The organism is Sphingobacterium sp. 18053 (assembly GCF_902706145.1).
Taxonomy (GTDB): Bacteria; Bacteroidota; Bacteroidia; order Sphingobacteriales; family Sphingobacteriaceae; genus Sphingobacterium; species Sphingobacterium paramultivorum.
In genome coordinates this window covers 72032-91930 of sequence record NZ_CACSJW010000008.1, presented here as the reverse complement: position 1 = coordinate 91930, position 19899 = coordinate 72032, and the positions used below count along the sequence as shown (strand labels likewise).

Below are 19899 nucleotides of genomic sequence, written 5' to 3'. Positions count from 1 at the left end.
AAACAGAACTCATGTTTATACATACTCTATTTTTTTGTAAGTTTGCTGTAGAACCTAATTGAGAACAATGGTAAAGCGTATCATTTATTATTTTTGTAGTTTATTTGTTAGTACGGCAGCTGTTTTTGCACAGCAGAAAACAGATTTGACCGTTTTTGTAAAACCTAATATTGGATCCGTTCATAGCCGGTATTTCTTTTATACACCAGCAGCAGTTCCTTTTGGAATGGCTAAGCTCGCTCCGAGCACAAATGGAAGCTATGGGAACAAGTCAGGCTGGGAAGCTGTGGGGTACGATGATAGGCATGGGTCAATAGAAGGATTCGCTAATTTTCACGAATTCCAGGTAGGCGGAGTGGTATTTGCACCGTCCGTTGGAAAATTGAAGACAACTCCTGGTCACCTTGATCGTCCACAAAGCGGCTATCGTTCTGCTTTCGATAAGAAAGATGAGTTTGCTACTTCTGGCTATTACCGCGTCAAGTTAAAAGATTATAATATACTTGCGGAGCTCACTGCAACCAAGCGCGTCGGTTTTCATCGGTATACTTTTCCAAAAACTGAAGAAGCCAACCTTATTTTCGATATTGGTCATGTTATGGGGGAAAGTGGCCCAGTCGTTGATGCTGAAGTGAATTATGACAAACAGCACGTCTGGGGATATGTGGTTACCAATCCTGTATACGTACAAAAATATCAGCAGGGTGCTCATGTTAAGATGTTTTTCTTCGCGGAGATAAACAAACAGCCTAAATCTTTTGGAACATTTAGAGATTCCACGACTTTCGATCAACATAGCCGTATAAAAGGAAAGGGGGCAGGCTTGTTCCTGAAATTTGATACCCAAGTAGGGGAATCTATCGAAGTCAAGACCGGTTTGTCTTATACATCTGTGGAAAATGCACAACTGAATTTGCTTAAAGAAGCAAAGGATATGTCGTTTGATACTGCAAAGAGAAATGCCTTGAAAACCTGGAATAGTGAACTGGGAAGAATTTTGGTAGAAGGGGGCAAAGTGGACGACCGCATTAAATTTTACACTGGATTGTATCATGCTTTACTTGGTCGTGGGCTTGCAAGCGACGTCAATGGTGCTTACCCCAAAAATGATGGCTCGGTAGGGCAGATTGCCTTAAATAAACAAGGGCAACCTATTCATCATCATTATAATACCGATGCGATCTGGGGTGCATTTTGGAATTTGACACAGTTGTGGTCCATTGCTTATCCGGACTATTACAACGACTGGATTCAGAGTCAATTGTTGGTCTATCGCGATGCAGGTTGGTTAGGAGACGGTATTGCCAACAGTAAATACGTATCGGGTGTAGGGACTAATTTTACAGGTTTGGCAATTGCAGCGGCGTATAATGTGGGTATTCGTGACTATGATGTGAATCTTGCCTATGCTGCGGTGCGTAAAAATGAATTGGAAGCGAAGGACCGCCTGCCTGGAGCAGGAAAGTTAGATGTAGGAGTTTTCGTTCGCAAGGGCTATTCACCCTATATAAAAGATGATAATGGTAGTCCCGAATTAATGACCAATGGATCTCCTTTTGGTGCTTCGCATACCTTGGAATATGCTTTTTCTGCCGGCGCAGCCGCACAATTTGCAAAATCATTGGGGCACCAAAAAGACTACATTAAATTTCAGGGATTATCCGATGGATGGCGCAATCTGTACGATACCACGACGAAGTTTATGCGACCAAAGGATAGTACTGGGCGATTTATTTCAAACTTTAACCCTTATGAACCATGGCGTGGATTTCAGGAGGGAAATGCTTGGCAGTATACCTTCTATGTGCCGCATGTCCCACAACAATTGGTTAAACTGGTTGGAAAGGATCTATTTAATCAGCGGTTGGATAGTATTTTTACGGTGTCGCAGAAGAATGTGTTTGGAGGTGGTACACAAATTGACGCTTTCGCAGGGATTGAAAGTCTTTATAATCATGGTAATCAACCAAACCTGCATATCTCTTGGCTATTCTATTTTTCTGGTAGACCTGATTTAAGTCAGAAATGGGTACGGGCAATTTGCAATGAATTTTATGGTAATGATGCAATACATGGCTATGGCTACGGACAAGACGAAGACCAAGGACAGCTTGGAGCGTGGTATGTCTTGTCGAGTATCGGTCTATTCGATGTCCGAAGTCTCACCACCGAGAAACCCGCACTTCAGATTGGCGCGCCACTTTTCGATCGGGTAACGATACAATTACCGGAGAAATTAAGAAAAAATAAATTTATCATTCAGGTGAAGAAAGAGCAGCCCAATAGTTATATTGTTGATCAGGTTCGGTTGAATAACCGCCTGTGGAAAGGTTGGCAGCTTCCTTTTGAACGCCTGGTAGAAGGTGGGATTTTAGACCTCAAGTTGAAAGGCAACTAAATTTAAGCAATAAAAAAATAGCCCCATTCGGGGCTATTTTCAAGGTAGGTTGGTTTGTTGATTGCCTACGCGATTTCAGCAATAAAATTGCCCTCTTGATCCAAATCAGCTTTGTGAGCTGCGATTTGTTGAAGATTAATATGTCCTATGACATATTTGAAATCTGGTGCGTAATATCGTTCTGTGATTTCACTGAAATTTAACTTTTCAATCAGTGTATCATCTGTGTATCTCAAATAAACCTTAATTAAATAATCTTGGCTATAATTTAATGTGCTGGATTCTAAATGTTTTTTATATTCATAACGGTATCCATAGCGAAGGGCAGCGATATCCGATAGCACAGCAGAGCCCGTCGGGTGTCCACCTGCTCCTTTACCATAGAAAAATTGCTCGTCTGCAAAGGCAGCTTTTACCAATACACCATTGTTCTCATTTTCTACATTATAGAGCATGCTCTCTTTGCCTACTAGGCGTGGTAATACATAAAGTACAACTTTGTTGCCATCGATCTCTTTTGCTGTTGGTATCAATTTGATCTTGAGGTTCTTTTCTTTAGCAAAACGAATATCTTGCTGTCCCAATTTGTCAATACCAATATTAAAGACATCGTCTGGTTTGACATAGATTCCGTACGCATGGGAAGCAACAATACATACTTTAAATTTTGGGTCAAATCCACCTACATCCAGGGTTGGATCTGTTTCTGCAAAACCAAGTTCTTGCGCTTTCTTTAAAGCGTCTGTATATTGCTGGTTTTCATTGAAAACTTTAGATAAAATATAGTTGGAAGATCCATTAAAAATACCGCTGACAGAATGAAGTAATTCATTGTCATAGTACTCTTCTAAATTCCGTATAATGGGAATACTTCCGCAAACGGCACCTTCATACAATAAACTGGTGCCATATTCATGTTGGATATCAACCAGTTCTTCCAGGTGGCTGGCAATCATTTTTTTATTGGCAGATACCACATTTTTTCCCGATTTCAAGGCACGAACAGTTAGTTGATAGGCTGCTTCGGCATCATCTATTAGTTCGACAACAGTATTAATTTCTGGGTCACCTAAAATTGTTTCGGCATCGGTAGAAAATAAATCTGCTGGTAGCGAGCGCTTTTTATCTCCGTTTTTAATGACAAATTTCTTGATCTCCAGATTAAGATTTTTGGTTTTGATGATATCGTAAAGACCTTGGCCTACTACACCAAACCCAAACATCCCTATTGTTAATTTATTACTCATATCTCTTCTTAAATTCTCTTATATATATTATTTATTCTCTTATACTAATTCGTTTAGGTATTCTTTTTGTTTCCGCAGAAAGTTGCTGATGATTTTAGTGAGTTTTTTTGTTTCGATCAAAAATCCATCGTGGCCATAGGTAGATTCAATCTCCTGATAGTGGGCATTCGGAACATGTTGAGCGATGAATTGTTGCTCTTGTGGAGGAAACAACAAATCTGTATTGACGCTCAGTACTAAAGTTGGACAGTCAATGCTCGCTAAAGCGGATTCGATAGATCGTCTTCCCCGACCTAAATTATGGCTGTCCATTGCTTTGGTTAGGAAGTAATAGCTGTACGCATTATAGCGTTTCACCAATTTTTCACCCTGATAGTTTTGATAGGAGGATGCTTTATAATGATCGAGTTTTTCGTTATCATCCTCCTTTTGTGTGTTGGCATACGTTGTATAGTTGCGGTAAGACAACAGTGCCATAGCGCGTGCAACTTTTAAACCCTTAGCTCCGCCATCGGGATGATTGGCGTAAAAGGTTCGATCAGTTGTAATGGCAAGACGTTGACTTTCATTGAATGCAATACCCCATGGTGAATGGACGGCATTTGTTCCAACGACGATTAGATGGTTGATGGCTATACTGTGCGATACGGCCCATTCCAATGCTTGTTGACCGCCCAATGAGCCGCCAATAAGGATCTCTATTTGTTTGATATCCAGGTGGTCTGCAAGAAATTGATGTGCATTGACCAAATCCCTTACTGTAAATTCAGGAAAAGATAGGTAGTAAGGCTGTCCAGTAGCTGGGTTTACAGATAGCGGATTACTGCTATTATATGCTGATCCTATGACATTGGCGCAGATAATATAATAATCGTTTGAATCAAATAATTCACCTGTTCCAAAAAGACCGGACCACCAATCCAGTACATCTGCATTAGCCGTAAGTGCATGGCAAACCCAGATCACATTACTGCGATCTGCGTTGGGTTTGCCAAATGTTTCATAACTGATTTGTAAATCAGTAAGCTCTCTTCCATTTTCAAATACAAAAGGCTCCGGGTGCAGATAAATATGCTTACTCATTTTACGTTTAAGTTTAAGCCGAAAAAATCTGATTATTTAATTTTATCAAAAGCTTGTTGTAAATCAGCTTTGATGTCATCAATATGTTCTATTCCTACAGAAAGGCGTAATAAACCTTTGAACACTCCAGCATTGGCTTGATCTTCATCACTCAATTGTTGGTGAGTAGTCGCTGCTGGATGGATAATCAATGACTTCGTATCACCGACATTGGCCAAGTGACTGATCAATTCTAAGCTGTCGATAAAGCTATTGGCCTTCTGTGCTGCGTCACCCTTGAGCTGGAAAGAAAGCACCGCACCATAGCCATTTTTAAGGTATTTTTGTGCGTTAGCGAAGCTCGGAGAGCTTTTTAAGCCCGGATAGTTTACTTTTTCTACCTGTGGATGCGCCTCAAGCCATTTAGCTACCTCTAAAGTGTTATCTACATGGCGTTGCACCCGTAAAGACAGCGTTTCAAGCCCTTGTAATAATAAGAATGAATTGAAAGGGGAGAGTGCTGGCCCGAAATCCCGAAGCCCTTCCACACGTGCCCGAATGGCAAATTGAATATTTCCAAACGGTCCGCCTTCACCGAAAACTTCGGAAAAAACTAAGCCATGATAGCCTTCAGATGGTTCGGAAAATTGAGGGTATTTTCCATTGCCCCAATTGTAGTTTCCGCCGTCGACGATGACACCGCCAATGCTTGTGCCATGTCCACCGATCCATTTAGTAGCCGATTCAACAACCACATTCGCACCGTACTCCAAAGGTTTAAATAAATAACCCCCAGCTCCAAAAGTATTATCGACGATTAATGGTAAGTCATATTTTTTTGCTACGGCAGCAATTTTCTCAAAGTCTGGAATATTGAAACTTGGGTTTCCAATTGTTTCAACATAGATGGCCTTTGTTTTATCATCAATGAGGGCTTCAATTTTATCTGCCTCGGCGTCCGTTGCAAATCGAGCTTCGATGCCCAGGCGTTTAAAAGAAACTTTAAACTGGTTAAATGTACCGCCGTATAAGTTGGATCCGGCAACAAAATTGTCACCACTTTCCAAGATATTATTTAAAGCTATAAACTGTGCTGCCTGGCCAGATGCAACAGCAACAGCTGCGACTCCACCTTCCAGTGCCGCAATACGTTGTTCGAAAACATCCGTAGTAGGATTCATAATCCGTGTATAGATATTGCCGAACTGCTTTAATGCAAATAAGTTTGCGCCGTGTTCGGCATTTTCAAATACAAAAGATGTTGTTTGATATATAGGAACTGCTCTAGATCCCGTAGTAGGATCAGCGACTTGGCCAGCGTGAACCTGAAGAGTTTCGAATTTTAAATTTTTGTTTGAAGACATAATATATCAGATTTTAAGGGTTCAAAAAGAAATTGCTAAGTAAAAAGAGAAGCATACACACCTCGTTGAAGGGTCTGTTAAATCTTTATCCAAGAAAAAGGAAATGATTTTTAACAAGCATGGAAGTGCATATGCATACGCATTCGCATCAATACAGTTGTACGATGACTTACACTTTCGCTTATCGTGTGGTTCACTTGTGTTGAACCTGAATTTTTAATGGACTTCAGTAGTTTAATAATCATTGTCTTATGTCATTTATATGCTCCAAAACGATATTGTTTTGGACAGGAATTGGCACCTTTTCAAACAAATTGAAGGTTGCCAGTGGGTCATTGAGCCAGTCTCTCGCCACTTCTTTATAAATCAAGACCTACTGATTAAGGGAGGTGTTGATTAGAAATCTTCTTTCGAAGACGACACAAATATAAACTCTTTTTTTATTAAAGCAAAAGAAAAGCTATTTTTTAGTTAAAGGAATTTTGAATAACATACCGATCGGGATCGCATATCGTCGGATGAAACCGGATAAATAACTGTCAATCGGGTATTATGATTTCTTTAAGTTGATCCGTTCCGCAATTTGATTTAAATCTGTTAAAAGAGGTTTAAGTGCATCAATTCTACTATGGATATCATACGCTAGGTGGCGATTCGTCTTTTTGCTTAACGATAACGAAAGCCCCACCAAATGGGAGTTGACCTGATAAGAGAGTGCCTGAAAATGGTGGATATGCGACCAATCTATCCATTTATGCTCGGGTTCTTTTTTCATTTGATTGATAGCGTCTGAAAACAGGGCCATGGCAGTCTGCGCTTTTTTGCGAGCCAGTCGTATATCAAAAGAACTTTGTTTCTCGTCCGACAGACGGTTATTGATGGTTTGGAAATAATGCTCGTTGTAAAGGGATACCTCTTTTGCCAGCTGAACCATGCCTGTGCTTTGGCGTACAGGTATCAAGAAATAACCTGCTATAGCCAAGAATGCTCCAATGAGTGTGAAAAGTATTCGGCTGCCTAAAATGAGATTGATATTGCCTTCGAACAAATTGAGCGCAATCACAATTCCCAAGGTAATAAAGATGACACTGACCATATAATTAGATCGGTTGAACAAAAAGAATCCGAAAAGACCTAATGCAGCTATGGTAAGGAGAGCTGGGAGAAAATGAATAGAAATTAAGCAGAATATACCAACTATTATACCCGAGAATGTGCCTACAATACGCTCTATATTACGCTTTTTTGTCATTGAAAATGCTGGTCTGGCAACAATAGCGATCGTCAGTAAGATCCAATAGGTATATTTAAAATCCAAAAATAAAATACCGATCAATGCGCCTGTTCCAAAAAGAAGAGCCATCCGAACGGCAAATCGAAAAAGCGGGTTATTCAGATGGAGTTTACTTTTTAGATCAGCAAGATTGCGCAAAGGTCGATTGATAAATTGCTGGTACTCACTGCTGTCAATCTTATCCTGAATTTCCTGATTTTGATAAAAAGCTACCTGAATTCGGTTGAGTACTTCAATAATTGCTTCGATGTTGCTTATGATCGAACATAATATACTTTTTGCTTGACCGGTCTGCTGTTCTTGAATTTCTTTTAAATCCTGTAAGAGGGCATTAATTTTAAAGTTATTGTGATATAATTGATGCGCATACCGAAACCTCTTGTTAGGTTGTGAAAAGCTATCAATTTCTAAAGCTAATAATTTGATTGTGTGACGAATTAAAGGGAGGCTGCCCGTGTCTGCAAGATTTTTGCGAATCGCATCATAGTCGTGATCAAGTGCAATAATTAACTCATGAAGGTCAATTAACCCATAAACCTGACTGAGCCAATAATTGCTTTTATGCCACTGTTGACTTATGATTTTTTTTTCTCGAAAAAGAAGAGACCTGATTTGTTCCTGTTGTTCGCTGATCAGGCCATGAATTTTGCCTACGCGACTGTACGTTATATTCAAAGGAATATTGGGATCGTAAGACTGTGATCGTATCAATAGAAATTGGGACAATCCATGAAAACCATTGGCCATCGCATGTTTTAGCGAGCGATAAGGTTGTATATAGGCTTGTAAAAGGCTAAAAAAGTAGTATATAATGGAACCTGTTGTAATCTGTAAACTAACCGCAAAAGGGTGTTGCGGGGCCATTCCGATCACAAAACTCATGAGAATCAATGTCATGTTTCCAATTGCAGCATAGCGAGCCCCAAAAATACCGTATAACGTACATATAAAACCGGCCGCTGCTAGCAATATAACCAAGGGCCAATGATAGGGAAATACAATCGCTGTAAACAATGATGCAACAAAGAAGGTGGGAATACATACGAGAGCAGAAGAAAGTTTATCTTTTCTGTTTCCAGGAGGATCTGTGAGTGTTGTTAACAACGATCCGACACCGATTCCAATAGCCGTGCTCGCTTGCGCTCCCAATAAATAGATCGCCAAACTTGGCAAGATGCTGATGGAAACATTACGTAATGCGTCTCCAGAATGCTCGCCATGCATAAATCGTATCATAAGGATATAAATACGGTAGAATCTTTTCTTCAATGATACAGTGCTCATTAATCAGTTTACTAATTTTCTGTGCAAAAATACAAATATTATGCTTAATATTTTTTGTATACAATTTATTTGTTTTGATTTTAGTTTATTTTTTGAATTTTTATTTTGATTCGATGTGCTTTTCTTGCGCTGTGCTTTTTGGAGATTCAAGATTAGCTGGGATGATTTTACCGGCTTTAGCATCGATCAGTGAAGGATATGGTTTACCGATGTTATTTGGTTGTCTACCGAGTGAATCGGACGATCTATCTATTTCTACTGGTCAACGTGTAATGAATACACGAGGTTTGTTGTCATTATTATGAAGTTGACTATCTAATCGATAGCCTAAAGAAATTACATTATGAAACCACAAAAAATTAAATTGCTCTTATTTTCTCTTATTTTATTCCTGTTTTCTATTGCCGGACCCGTTTCAGCACAGTCTGACGGAGGGGAATTACGTACAGTCGTTGTTGGACAAGACAATCAGCCTATTGTAGCTGCAAATATTTCACTGTTTCGTAAGCCCAATGATATCTTGTTAAAAGGAACTTTATCCAACGAAAATGGAGAAATTGTGTTGTCTGCGATCCCCGAGGGCAAGTATAGCTTACAGGTGTCCACGGTAGGGTATGCTGTTTATCGTTCTGCTGAAATGGTCCTAAGTGTGGGAGATCTCAAGGTGCTGGATACGATTCGTTTACAGGTGGAAAGTAAAGTGCTGAGTGAGGCACAGGTGATCGGTAAGAAACCATTGATTGAAAGTCATCTTGATAAAGTTGTCCTCAATGTTGAAAACAGTATTTTGGCAACAGGGAATAACGCATTGGAACTCCTGCAAAAGGTTCCAGGGGTAACTTTAGACAATAAAAAGATCAATCTACGTGGAAAAAGTAATGTGATTATCATGATTGATGGTAAGCCTACTTATCTTTCTGCAGATGAAGTATCGCGATTATTGGAAAATACAGCTTCCAATGCAATAGCTTCGATCGAGGTGCTCACCAATCCACCCGCAAAATACGATGCAGCAGGGAATGCAGGAATTATTAATATTAAGACAAAGAAAAATACGCAATTTGGAAGTAATGTTAGTTTAAACCTCAATTTAGGGCAGGGTAAATATACAAAGGCGGATGGTGGCTTTCTAGTAAACCATCGTAACAGTTGGGTGAACTTATTTTCTTCTTATAACTACGCAAATGCCTTAGGCTTTAATGATTTAAATATCGATAGGGCTGTAGATACCAAAACCGGGACGACTTTTTTCAATTCGGATTCTTATTCGAAATTCCGCTATCGAGGCCATAATTTCAAATTTGCGGCAGATTTTAACCTAGGGAAACAGGAGGTCATTGGATTTGTGGTTAACGGTAACGTAAGTAATGGCCATTCAACACGCGAGGGAAGCAATCTGATCGCCTCTCAAAAAGGAAAGCTTGATTCGATTGTAGTAGGAAGCAATTTGTCAGATTTTAAATACCATTACCTCACTTATAATCTTAACTACAAAAAAACATTTGATACCTTAGGGACTGAATTGGCCGTTAATGGGGATTATTCATATTCGAAAAATAATGACAATAGCACTGTTGGAAACCGTTTTTTTGACGCAAATTGGGAAGAATTTAAATCACCGAATATTTTCCGGAATGATATGCTTTCTAAGACCAAAATTTTGATTTTTAAAACCGATTTTGTGCATCCTTTTAATAAAACGACAAAATTTGAGGCGGGCTTAAAATATAGCCGTGTAAAAACAGATAATAATTTGTTATACGAAGATCAGGATCAGCAAGGCGAGTTTGTGCAAAATAATGGTCAAAGTAATCAGTTTTTGTATAATGAAAATATAGCTGCAGCTTATTTCAGCCTAAATAAATCATTCGGAAAGTTTTCGGTACAAACTGGACTGCGTGTTGAAAATACAAGCTCCCTAGGAAACTCGGTGACGCTTGGGCAACAAACAAAACGTACCTATACCGATTTTTTCCCATCAATATTTGTACAGCAACAGATTAATGATGATCACAAGCTTGGTGCGAGTTATAGCAGACGTATTGACCGTCCTGATTATGGGTCATTGAATCCCTTTGTGTATTATTTGGATCAATACACGTATCAGTATGGCAACCCTTATTTAAATCCACAATATACCAATTCGTATGAAGTAAATTATACCTTTAAAGATCGCTATTTATTGAGTTTGGGCTACAAGAGGACCAATGATGCCATCACTCAGGTCATAGAAAGCAATTCGGAGACCAAAGCTATTGCACAGACAGATAGAAATCTGGCTTACTTTGATTATTACAACATGAATGTCAATATACCAGTTAAGCTTTTTAAATGGTGGAGTATTTCTAACAATGCCAGCGCTTTTTATAATAAGTTTAGTTTTGATGAGCATTCCGGAGCGCAACGCCAATTGGAAAAGTTATCGTTCCAGGTAAGTTCCAATCATGATATCCGAATTGGGGAAACAACAAATCTGGAGCTGACAGCCAATTATTTTTCGCCAGCAGTGTATGGGGTATTTAGTTTTCAGTCTTACTATGGTATCGATCTAGGTGCTGGAAAAACATTTCTTGACAAAAAATTGAATGTAAAGTTGGCTGTAAATGATATGTTGAATACAAGAGGTCAGCGCAGATTGTCGAGTTATCAGGAAAATGGATACTATCGTATACGAAATGGATATGATAGTCGGGTTATCCGATTGTCTGTTTCTTATCGTTTTGGTAATATGAATATTAAGTCAGTCAATAAGAAGGCTGGTAATAATGATGAAGATAATCGGTTAAAAAAATAGGAGCTACTGTTGTAAGGGGAAATATGGAGCGAGAGATGACGAACGTTTCCCTGAAACAAAAAGAGCCTGCGATATCGCAGGCTCTTTTTGTTTCAGGGAAGTTATCTTAACTTAAAAATAAGATCTCTCTCAATTTTGGAAGAGGCCATTTTTTGTCATCAACAATTTTCTCCAATTTGTTGACATGATAACGGATCACATCGAAATATGGTTTAACCGATTCATCGTAAGCGATTGATCTTTCACGTACGTCATCAATTTGGTTTGCTTTTTTACGTTCCTGACGCATTGCTTCAGCTTGCTCCAAGATGGTATTTACGTGTGTTGAAATACGTTCTACAAAGTTCAATTGAGAGCTGAATGCTGCCTGCGCTAGACCAAGGTCTTTTAATCCTTTGACATTTTCAATCAATTCGTTTTGATAAATGAAACATGCAGGAGCAATTTGGTTGTTAACCATCTCTTCGATGACACGTGCCTCAATTTGTAATTTTTTATAGAAGTTTTCAAGCAAGATTTCGTGGCGAGCTTCTGATTCACGTTTGGTATAAATACCTAGTGATTCAAACAGGGCTAAAGATTCTTCTTTTACATAAACATCTAATGCTTTAGGCGTAGATTTGATGTTAGAAAGACCACGTGCCTCAGCTTCTTTTTCCCACTCTTCGCTATATCCATTGCCTTCAAAACGGATTGCTTTTGAATCTTTGATGTATTTGCGAACAACATTTAAGATCGCAAGATCCTTTTTAATGCCTTTTTTGATTTGTTTATCTACTTCCGTTTTGAACTCGATCAATTGTGCTGCAACGATTGCATTCAATACGGTCATCGGTAAAGCCGAGTTTGCAGAAGAACCAACAGCGCGGAATTCAAACTTGTTACCAGTAAAAGCAAATGGTGAGGTACGGTTCCGATCTGTATTGTCCAATTTTAATTCAGGAACTTTAGGGATACCATGCCATAAGTTTGCCTCTGCTTTTACTTTTTTAGCAACACGAGCAGATTCAACTTCTTCCAAAAGCTCATCCAATTGAGAGCCTAAGAAAATTGAAATAATTGCTGGTGGAGCCTCATTTGCACCTAGACGGTGATCGTTGCTTGCACTAGCGATAGAAGCGCGCATCAAATCAGCATATTCATAAACAGCTTTAATGGTATTGACAAAGAAAGTCAAGAACATCAAATTGTTTTTAGGCGTTTTTCCAGGAGATAATAAATTTACACCGGTATTTGTGATTAAGGACCAGTTGTTGTGTTTACCAGATCCGTTGACACCAGAATATGGTTTTTCATGCAACAATACTTTGAAGTTGTGTCTTAAAGCAACTTGTTCCATGACATTCATCAACAATTGGTTGTGATCGATAGCCAAGTTGATTTCTTCGTACATTGGAGCACATTCAAATTGAGAAGGTGCAACTTCGTTGTGACGAGTCTTTAAAGGAATACCTAATTTTAAAGCTTCATTTTCCAAATCCACCATGTAAGCTAATACACGCTCTGGAATCGCACCAAAATAGTGGTCTTCCAATTGTTGGCCTTTTGCCGACATATGGCCAAATAACGTACGGCCAGTTAACTGAAGATCTGGACGAGCATTATATAAGGAAAGGTCAACCAAGAAATACTCTTGTTCAATACCAAGAGAAGCGTTTACTTTAGTGACCGATTTATCAAAATATTGAGCAACATCTGTTGCAGCTTTATCTACTGCGTTGATCGCTTTCAATAAAGGAGCTTTATAGTCTAATGATTCACCCGTATAGGAAACAAAAACTGTTGGAATACATAATGTTTTACCAGCGCCTGTTTCGTAAATGAAGGCAGGAGAAGATGGATCCCAAGCTGTATAACCTCTAGCTTCGAACGTATTACGGATACCACCGTTTGGGAAAGAAGATGCATCGGGCTCTTGTTGAACTAATGCGTCAGCTGTAAATTTTTCAATTGCTTCACCGTTTTCGTCTGGCTCAAAAAAAGCATCATGTTTTTCAGCAGTCGAACCTGTCAGCGGTTGAAACCAGTGTGTGTAGTGAGAAACGCCGTGGTTAAGTGCCCAAGTTTTCATGGCCTGTGAAATGTGTTCAGCCAAATCTCTTGAAATAATCTGTCCCTCTTCAATGGATGCAACTAACTCCTTGTATGAATTTTTAGGAAGGTAGTCTTTCATTTTGTTTACGGAAAAAACATTCTTTCCGTAGATGTCAGTTGCTTTTTTAGTTTCAACTTTTTCAAATGAAGCAATTTGGCGTGAGCCTGCTGCTTCTACTGCTTTGAATCTTAGGTTCGACATTTGTATTTTGTAGTTAAATTACAGTTTTGTTGATTTTGTTTTTCAAAAATATTGTGTTTTTATTGAAAACTGAAATTTTTTTTGATGTTTTTTGTGAAATAATTCAAAAATTATAGTTTTTGGCTAATAAAAAAGGTGTGATTTGTATAAATCACACCTTTTTTATTGTTTTGTGTTATAATTCGAATCCCCAGTCTATTCCTTTTTCGGTGGCAGGTACTCCTTTCTTCATCCAAGCAGGAGCGGGGGCACCTTTTAGGAAATGATCGAAGAATTGCTGTTCCCGAATTTGTATATCCTTGCGGTTTTGTCGGAGTATGAGGTTATGTTCATCACCATTATAATTCAGCATCCATACAGGTTTGTTTAATCGGCGCAATGCAGTAAACATTTCAATGCCTTGATACCATGGTACGGCCCCATCATTGTCATTGGCCATAATGACAACGGGAGTTTTAACTTTATCCAAATGGAATAAAGGTGAGTTTTCGATGTACAGTTCCGGAGCTTCCCATAGGGTTTTTCCGATGCGGCTTTGTGTATGTTCGTATTGAAATTGGCGCGACATACCGGTTTGCCAGCGTATTCCGCCATAGGCAGATGTCATGTTGACAACAGGAGCACCAGTCCAAGCCGCAGCATACATATTGGTCCGCGTAATGAGGTGAGCAACTTGATAGCCGCCCCAACTTTGCCCCTGTATTCCCATCTTCGTACTATCAACCCATGCATTCTGAGCGAGGTATCTCATACCCGAATTGATGTATTCTTCAGCTGATTGACCAGGGTGACCTGTTTTGTAGCTTATATTTGGTGCAAATACAAGGTATTCGTTACTTACAAAATAGGGGATGTTCAAACGTGATGGTGTAGGAGCAGGAGGTTGATACGTATATAATCCATCTGAAAGCTTTTCATAGAAGTAAGCTATAATGGGATATTTTTTTGCAGGATCAAAATTTTCTGGTTTATAAAGAATTCCCTCCGCCTGATTTCCTTCAGGCGTTGTCCAATGAACAAGTTCTGCTGTACCCCAATTGTAATTAGCCTGTTGGGGGTTAATATTGGATAGCTGTAATTCGTCTTTGAACTTAATTGTATTGGTATATATATTAGGTGAATTCATATAATCCTCTTTACTGTACAGTATCGTTTGTTGATCTGCCGAAGAGCTGATATTCTTAAACGTTTTTGCCTCTACCAAAAGACTTTTAGGATCGCTATGCTGTCCCTTGAACTGGTAGAAACCAGATTCTTTGGTTTTATTGTCAAAAGACGTTAGAAAACCACCCTTTTTATAGTCTAGTGTTGTGGCTTGTTCGCGATCTTCTTCTCTTTTTAAAGGCAAGTAGCGGAAAGTTGTCTGCGAAGCAGCCCCATAGCCGTTTGTCAAGATGGATTTGTTGGATCCGTCCAAGTTAAAATACCAGATATCATATCTCGAATTGACGTAAATCCCTTTAAAGTCTGGGCTCCACGCTGCCATGCCGTATCCTTGTGCTGAGGTAGGCATATCATTTTCCTCGTCGGCAAAGGACGCAGGTATACCGTCATTTAGAACTGTCTTTTTCTTTGAACTAACTTGATAGGAATTCCAGGTTCCTTTATCTTGGTCGAAATATACGATGTATTTTGCGTCAGGACTTAAGATTGCATTTCCCGAAAAGTCTGAAAGGATTAACTCTTTATTTCCTGTTTTTGTCGAAACCAAATAGATGTCATCTCTTGTACTACCTTCCCATTGACTTGCGATGCGCTTGCCAAAATCAGTACGCGCTAAGACATACTCTTCATTTCCTTCCGGTGTAAGTGCCGTGGAGTTGAATGTTTGGTCCGTAAGGGGGATAATGTTACGATTGTATTTGGGGTAAGTGACCGCTAAGAAGTTTCTTGCAAGGTCTTTCTTTAAATTTACCAACTGCATGGGTTGTAAATAATCGTCTTGCCAGTTCCAAACGTCTACTTTAGCATGTTCAAAATCAACCAAGGTGGTGTCTTTGACACGCGGTATTGGTGCTATGCCGAAAAATAACTTCTCTCCATTTTTGCTGAAACGGATATCCCCATCCCCACTAACGGCCCAGTTTTTAGGTATACCATTGCTGGTTTTTGTTGCGAGATATTGGGCTGTATCTATACCATTTGAATAGTAATATAAATTATAATTTTTCAGCAATGCCTTTTCATTGGAGAGATCCCCTAGGTAAGCGAGCTGGTTGCCTGATTCATCAAATTTGAAATTTTTATAATTGCCTTTTCCATTTGATATCTTTTTGAGCTTTTTAGTTGCTATTTCATAGAGATAGACTCCAGATTCTTTTGACAGGCTATCTTTCGAATCTGTTTTTTTTGAAAAAACAATTTTTGATCCGTTTTTATTCCATTCGTATTGGTCTACGGATGAAAATTGTACCGAATCACCGGAATTTAAATCATATAAAGCAAGCGTTGCAACTGTTTTTTTCTTTTTATCGCTGCTTTTCTTTGCCGATGTGGCATCATTAGCCGTTTTTGTTTCAGATTTTTCATTTATTTCCTTGTCGAAAAGAAAAGAGACGAAATTGTTGTTTTGATCGGCAATTTTGTAAGATTTTACCTGCGCAAATTTGACAAGGGATGAAGTCGTTAAATTGTAGATCGCCAATGAATCTTTTGGGAGTTCTTCGACTTTCTTCTTTTTGATTTTGGCTTCGCGGGTTACGGCAAATGGTGCTTTGACCAAACTTAGCAGATGGTTTTCGGTATCTGTCAGTTTTCCATTATATCCACGGGGAATTTGAATGAGTTCTTTGTTTTCTTTGGTTTTGAGAAAAAGCTGATTATCGCCTTCTTGTGGAACAACCTGAAACAGGACAAATTTTCCCGATTTACTGATATAGGGCGATGATACGCTTTGCCAACTATCATATACCGTATGATCCAATGGTTTCTTTTGTGCATGGGCAGCGAATGCTGCCAGAAAACAAAATGGAATACAGATACTTTTCTTATTCATATTTTAAACCTTTTTGTCGCAATTTATTCATAAAAAATAAATAAACATCGATTTTTTGGTATATTCATTGTTACGTAAACATAAAAAACTGGTTATGAAATCATCATCCGCTGTTATTATTTCGATTATAATGGGCGCTGTGCTCTTGCTTGGCACCTGGATATTGGGTACAGCTTATCGCTATAAGTTTAAATCGACGCAGACAATCACTGTTAATGGTAATGCCAAAAAAGATTTCGAATCTGATCTAGTCAAATGGAGTGCTACTTTTAGCCGAAAGAATTATGAATTGAGTGCTGCTTCAGCACAACTGGCCACAGATCGTGATTTGGTGCGGGATTTTTTAGTGCAACAGGGGGTTAAAGCCGACGAGATCCGTTTCGAGGCCGTTAATATTGCGAAAGATTTCGAATATCATACAGATGGAAAGGGGAATGGTTATAATACTTTTTCCGGTTATACATTATCGCAGGCCGTAAGTGTCGAATCAAAAGACTTAAATAAAGTGGACAATGCCTCACGAGAAATATCGACATTAATTTCCAAAGGGATAGAACTTAGCTCCAGCACCCCCAATTATTATTACTCCAAGCTAGAGGATCTGAAATTGGAACTTATTTCACAGGCTTCAAAAAATGCACATCAACGTGCAGACAATATTGCAAAGGAATCGAATGCTGGATTAGGTAATCTGGTAAAGGCTGATCTCGGAATTTTTCAGATAACAGGACAAAACGACAACGAAGAGTACTCTTCTGGCGGTGCATTTAATACAACATCGAGAAAAAAAACAGCTAATATCACGGTTAAAGCAAGTTTTTTGAGTAACTAATGAAAAATTATTCGACTGAATTTCAGTTCTATATTGGTTTTCATTGAAAATTTGTTCAAAAAGTTTTCTCCTTTTCAATAAAAAACCTACTTTTGCATCATCCCAAACGGATATGCCCGGATGGCGGAATTGGTAGACGCGCTGGTCTCAAACACCAGTGGGAAACCGTGCCGGTTCGACTCCGGCTCCGGGTACTAAAAGCCTCTTTACTTACTGTAAAGAGGTTTTTTTTGTGCGCCTATGCTGCATCTGACCTGAAGATTGCCTCAAGTTCCGGATTATAGCTAATCAAGGTAGGTACTAAAACAGATACATCCTAATATCAACTTATATCTAATAACAATTTTCAATCAATCTTTAGACAGTGATCAGTCAGTGCTTATTCAATTTGTACTGAATGATCACTGAACAATCACTGAACGAGCACTGAGCAAGCACTGAATAAGCACTGTCTTAAGATCTAATTTGGTCACTATTTGATTCTAAGTTGCTGCAGCTATTGCTTGTTCTTTGGTGTTTCTTCGCTTATTGTAGCTACTTTCATTAGACCTTCCTCGGTATTCGTTTGCCGTTTCTTTGGTATTTTAACGATAAAACAGCAATAAAACAGCAATAAAATAGCACAGAAACGGTAACGAAGGTGTAATCTTGACCCAGACTTGTAGATAAGAAAGATAAATTGACTACCGTCGAATTGGCAATAAGATGGGCTTTTTTTTATAAACGTTCTTTAATCTGAATTTTCTTGTTTAAATTGGAAATACCAAATATAAACTTGGATGAAAACAGTTTTTTTATCGCTGGCACTGCTGTGTTTTTTCATTACTAGGGGGCAAGTGGGGTTTGTCTTAAACGGGAAAAAGAATGTTAAAATTCCTTTTCTTTTCGTACATAACCTGGTGATTATCCCTGTACAGGTAAATGGATATATGATGAACTTCCTGTTGGATACGGGGGTTAAAGAAACCATGATATTTGGCGAAACATTAAAGTCAATTGATAGCGCTGTTTTTGTTAATAAATTTCAGGGATTGGGTAGGGAAGAGGGGTTGGATGGCTATTTATCCATACATAATCAGGTGAATATTGCTGGGGTATATGAAGATTTAGACCAACCGATCTATATTCTTCAAAATGCGCATATTGATATCTCTACTCGGATAGGAGTGGAAGTTAATGGAATTATGGGAAGTCGCTTTTTTGAAAACCAAATGATAGAAATGGATTTTCAAAAACATCGTATTACCTTATATGCCAAGGCGAACCGGCCCAAGGGACTTGACAAGATGCAGCGTTTGCCGCTGGATATTTTAAATAGTCGTCCCTATACTTCGGTTGCTTTTAAACAGGGCGATGTTTCTATTGATGGTCGTGTATTGATCGACATGGGAAATAGCGATGCCTTAATGCTAATTCCATCAAAGCTAAACAATTTTGATATTAAGCCCCCATTTATTGATGACTACATAGGGCAGGGGTTTAACGGTGAGATTTACGGAAAAAGAAATCGAATACGATCGCTCGAACTTGGGCCGTTTACAATGAACTACCCCTTGGTAGCCTATCCCGAATTGAGTTCGTTACAGCATGCAACATTTGTGAGCGAAAGAATAGGTTCCATTGGAAACGAGTTGTTACGCCGATTTAAGGTCGTATTCGATTATCCCAACAAGTCGATATATCTTCATAAGAATAAAGATTTTGATCGCTTTTATTATTTGAATATGAGTGGCTTGGAGATTATACATGATGGCATTAAATACGAAAAAGAGGAAATACCTGTCGTTCTGCAAAAAGATGGCGGTACAGAGGTAAGAATGGGCAACAGCGTACAGTATCGCTTTGTACTTCGAAATATGTACAAAATTGCGACCGTTCGTGATGGTTCGCCTGCGGCAATCGCAGGACTAATACCCGGAGATAAGGTTGTACGGATCAATGGTCGATCTGCATCGTCATTTTCCCTGGAGTCAATTCACAATCTTTTTAAATCAGAAGAGGGAAAGGAAATGTATTTTCGAGTGACCAGGGGCGAGAAGACACTCGATTTTAAATTTGTGTTAAAGGATCCGCTTCCATTTAACTCGGATTAAATTTTCGCGAATTTTTCTATTTTAAACTGAACTTACTTATATTTGCGCTTGATAATACTATTTTAATAATTTAAACACGAGAAGATATGTTGGTCGCTAGAATAATAACACATCAAGCTTTTAAGGCAAATGGATTTGCCGAAAGCAATCTTCGTGCTTTTCGTCCTATTTAAGATACTCTTCGAAATAGGAGCGCATCGTGTTTGTTCAATCCGCTGGAGTGAGTAATCAGGTCGCTTT

General features: G+C 38.8%; 10 protein-coding genes, 1 tRNA gene and 1 riboswitch. Of the genes, 5 read left to right on the top strand and 6 right to left on the bottom strand.

From position 1 onward, the window contains the following. Positions 1 to 67: 67 nt before the first annotated feature. Positions 68 to 2398: a GH92 family glycosyl hydrolase gene (locus tag GVK91_RS18920; protein WP_159730826.1), complete on the top strand. Its 2331-nt coding sequence runs from the start codon at positions 68 to 70 to the stop codon at positions 2396 to 2398. Positions 2399 to 2463: 65 nt separating this feature from the next. Here the strand turns inward: GVK91_RS18920 and GVK91_RS18915 are convergent, their stop codons facing one another. From GVK91_RS18915 to GVK91_RS18900, 4 genes are all read right to left on the bottom strand, one after another. Next, entirely contained in the window at positions 2464 to 3645 is a 1182-nt protein-coding gene (locus GVK91_RS18915) for a homoserine dehydrogenase (protein WP_153846738.1), read from the bottom strand. 39 nt (positions 3646 to 3684) lie between these two features. Next, on the bottom strand, positions 3685 to 4728 hold the full coding sequence (gene metX / locus GVK91_RS18910) for a homoserine O-acetyltransferase (protein ID WP_159730824.1): 1044 nt from the start codon (positions 4726 to 4728) through the stop codon (positions 3685 to 3687). A 32-nt stretch (positions 4729 to 4760) separates the two neighbouring features. Beyond that, complete coding sequence (locus GVK91_RS18905) at positions 4761 to 6071, bottom strand: O-acetylhomoserine aminocarboxypropyltransferase/cysteine synthase family protein (RefSeq protein WP_075993185.1); 1311 nt, start codon at positions 6069 to 6071, stop codon at positions 4761 to 4763. Between the two features lie 255 nt (positions 6072 to 6326). Then, positions 6327 to 6439, bottom strand: a riboswitch (SAM riboswitch). 182 nt (positions 6440 to 6621) lie between these two features. Next, positions 6622 to 8649 (bottom strand): FUSC family membrane protein, encoded by a 2028-nt coding sequence (locus GVK91_RS18900; RefSeq protein ID WP_159730822.1) that lies wholly within the window; start codon positions 8647 to 8649, stop codon positions 6622 to 6624. Positions 8650 to 8992: 343 nt separating this feature from the next. Here GVK91_RS18900 and GVK91_RS18895 point away from each other — a divergent pair, with 343 nt between their 5' ends. Continuing rightward, the gene (locus GVK91_RS18895; protein WP_159730820.1) at positions 8993 to 11443 is read left to right on the top strand and encodes a TonB-dependent receptor; all 2451 of its coding nucleotides are present in this window, start codon (positions 8993 to 8995) and stop codon (positions 11441 to 11443) included. 106 nt (positions 11444 to 11549) lie between these two features. Here GVK91_RS18895 and GVK91_RS18890 read toward each other — a convergent pair whose 3' ends face one another. Beyond that, positions 11550 to 13739 (bottom strand): glutamine synthetase III, encoded by a 2190-nt coding sequence (locus tag GVK91_RS18890; protein ID WP_088162032.1) that lies wholly within the window; start codon positions 13737 to 13739, stop codon positions 11550 to 11552. A 175-nt stretch (positions 13740 to 13914) separates the two neighbouring features. After that, on the bottom strand, positions 13915 to 16734 hold the full coding sequence (locus GVK91_RS18885; RefSeq protein WP_159730818.1) for a prolyl oligopeptidase family serine peptidase: 2820 nt from the start codon (positions 16732 to 16734) through the stop codon (positions 13915 to 13917). A gap of 94 nt (positions 16735 to 16828) precedes the next feature. Here GVK91_RS18885 and GVK91_RS18880 point away from each other — a divergent pair, with 94 nt between their 5' ends. The 3 genes from GVK91_RS18880 to GVK91_RS18870 all read left to right on the top strand — a co-directional run bounded on the left by GVK91_RS18880 (position 16829) and on the right by GVK91_RS18870 (position 19659). Continuing rightward, positions 16829 to 17566 (top strand): SIMPL domain-containing protein, encoded by a 738-nt coding sequence (locus GVK91_RS18880; RefSeq protein ID WP_120332779.1) that lies wholly within the window; start codon positions 16829 to 16831, stop codon positions 17564 to 17566. A 114-nt stretch (positions 17567 to 17680) separates the two neighbouring features. After that, positions 17681 to 17760 (top strand) — tRNA-Leu (locus GVK91_RS18875). Between the two features lie 585 nt (positions 17761 to 18345). Next, positions 18346 to 19659 (top strand): PDZ domain-containing protein, encoded by a 1314-nt coding sequence (locus GVK91_RS18870; protein ID WP_159730816.1) that lies wholly within the window; start codon positions 18346 to 18348, stop codon positions 19657 to 19659. Positions 19660 to 19899 lie beyond the last annotated feature (240 nt).

What these genes read in the sequence shown, in the direction of transcription:
- GVK91_RS18920 (WP_159730826.1), top strand. Translation starts at nt 68, where the DNA reads ATGGTAAAGCGTATCATTTATTATTTTTGTAGTTTATTTGTTAGTACG.
- GVK91_RS18915 (WP_153846738.1), bottom strand. Translation starts at nt 3,645, where the DNA reads ATGAGTAATAAATTAACAATAGGGATGTTTGGGTTTGGTGTAGTAGGC.
- metX (WP_159730824.1), bottom strand. Translation starts at nt 4,728, where the DNA reads ATGAGTAAGCATATTTATCTGCACCCGGAGCCTTTTGTATTTGAAAAT.
- GVK91_RS18905 (WP_075993185.1), bottom strand. Translation starts at nt 6,071, where the DNA reads ATGTCTTCAAACAAAAATTTAAAATTCGAAACTCTTCAGGTTCACGCT.
- GVK91_RS18900 (WP_159730822.1), bottom strand. Translation starts at nt 8,649, where the DNA reads ATGAGCACTGTATCATTGAAGAAAAGATTCTACCGTATTTATATCCTT.
- GVK91_RS18895 (WP_159730820.1), top strand. Translation starts at nt 8,993, where the DNA reads ATGAAACCACAAAAAATTAAATTGCTCTTATTTTCTCTTATTTTATTC.
- GVK91_RS18890 (WP_088162032.1), bottom strand. Translation starts at nt 13,739, where the DNA reads ATGTCGAACCTAAGATTCAAAGCAGTAGAAGCAGCAGGCTCACGCCAA.
- GVK91_RS18885 (WP_159730818.1), bottom strand. Translation starts at nt 16,734, where the DNA reads ATGAATAAGAAAAGTATCTGTATTCCATTTTGTTTTCTGGCAGCATTC.
- GVK91_RS18880 (WP_120332779.1), top strand. Translation starts at nt 16,829, where the DNA reads ATGAAATCATCATCCGCTGTTATTATTTCGATTATAATGGGCGCTGTG.
- GVK91_RS18870 (WP_159730816.1), top strand. Translation starts at nt 18,346, where the DNA reads ATGAAAACAGTTTTTTTATCGCTGGCACTGCTGTGTTTTTTCATTACT.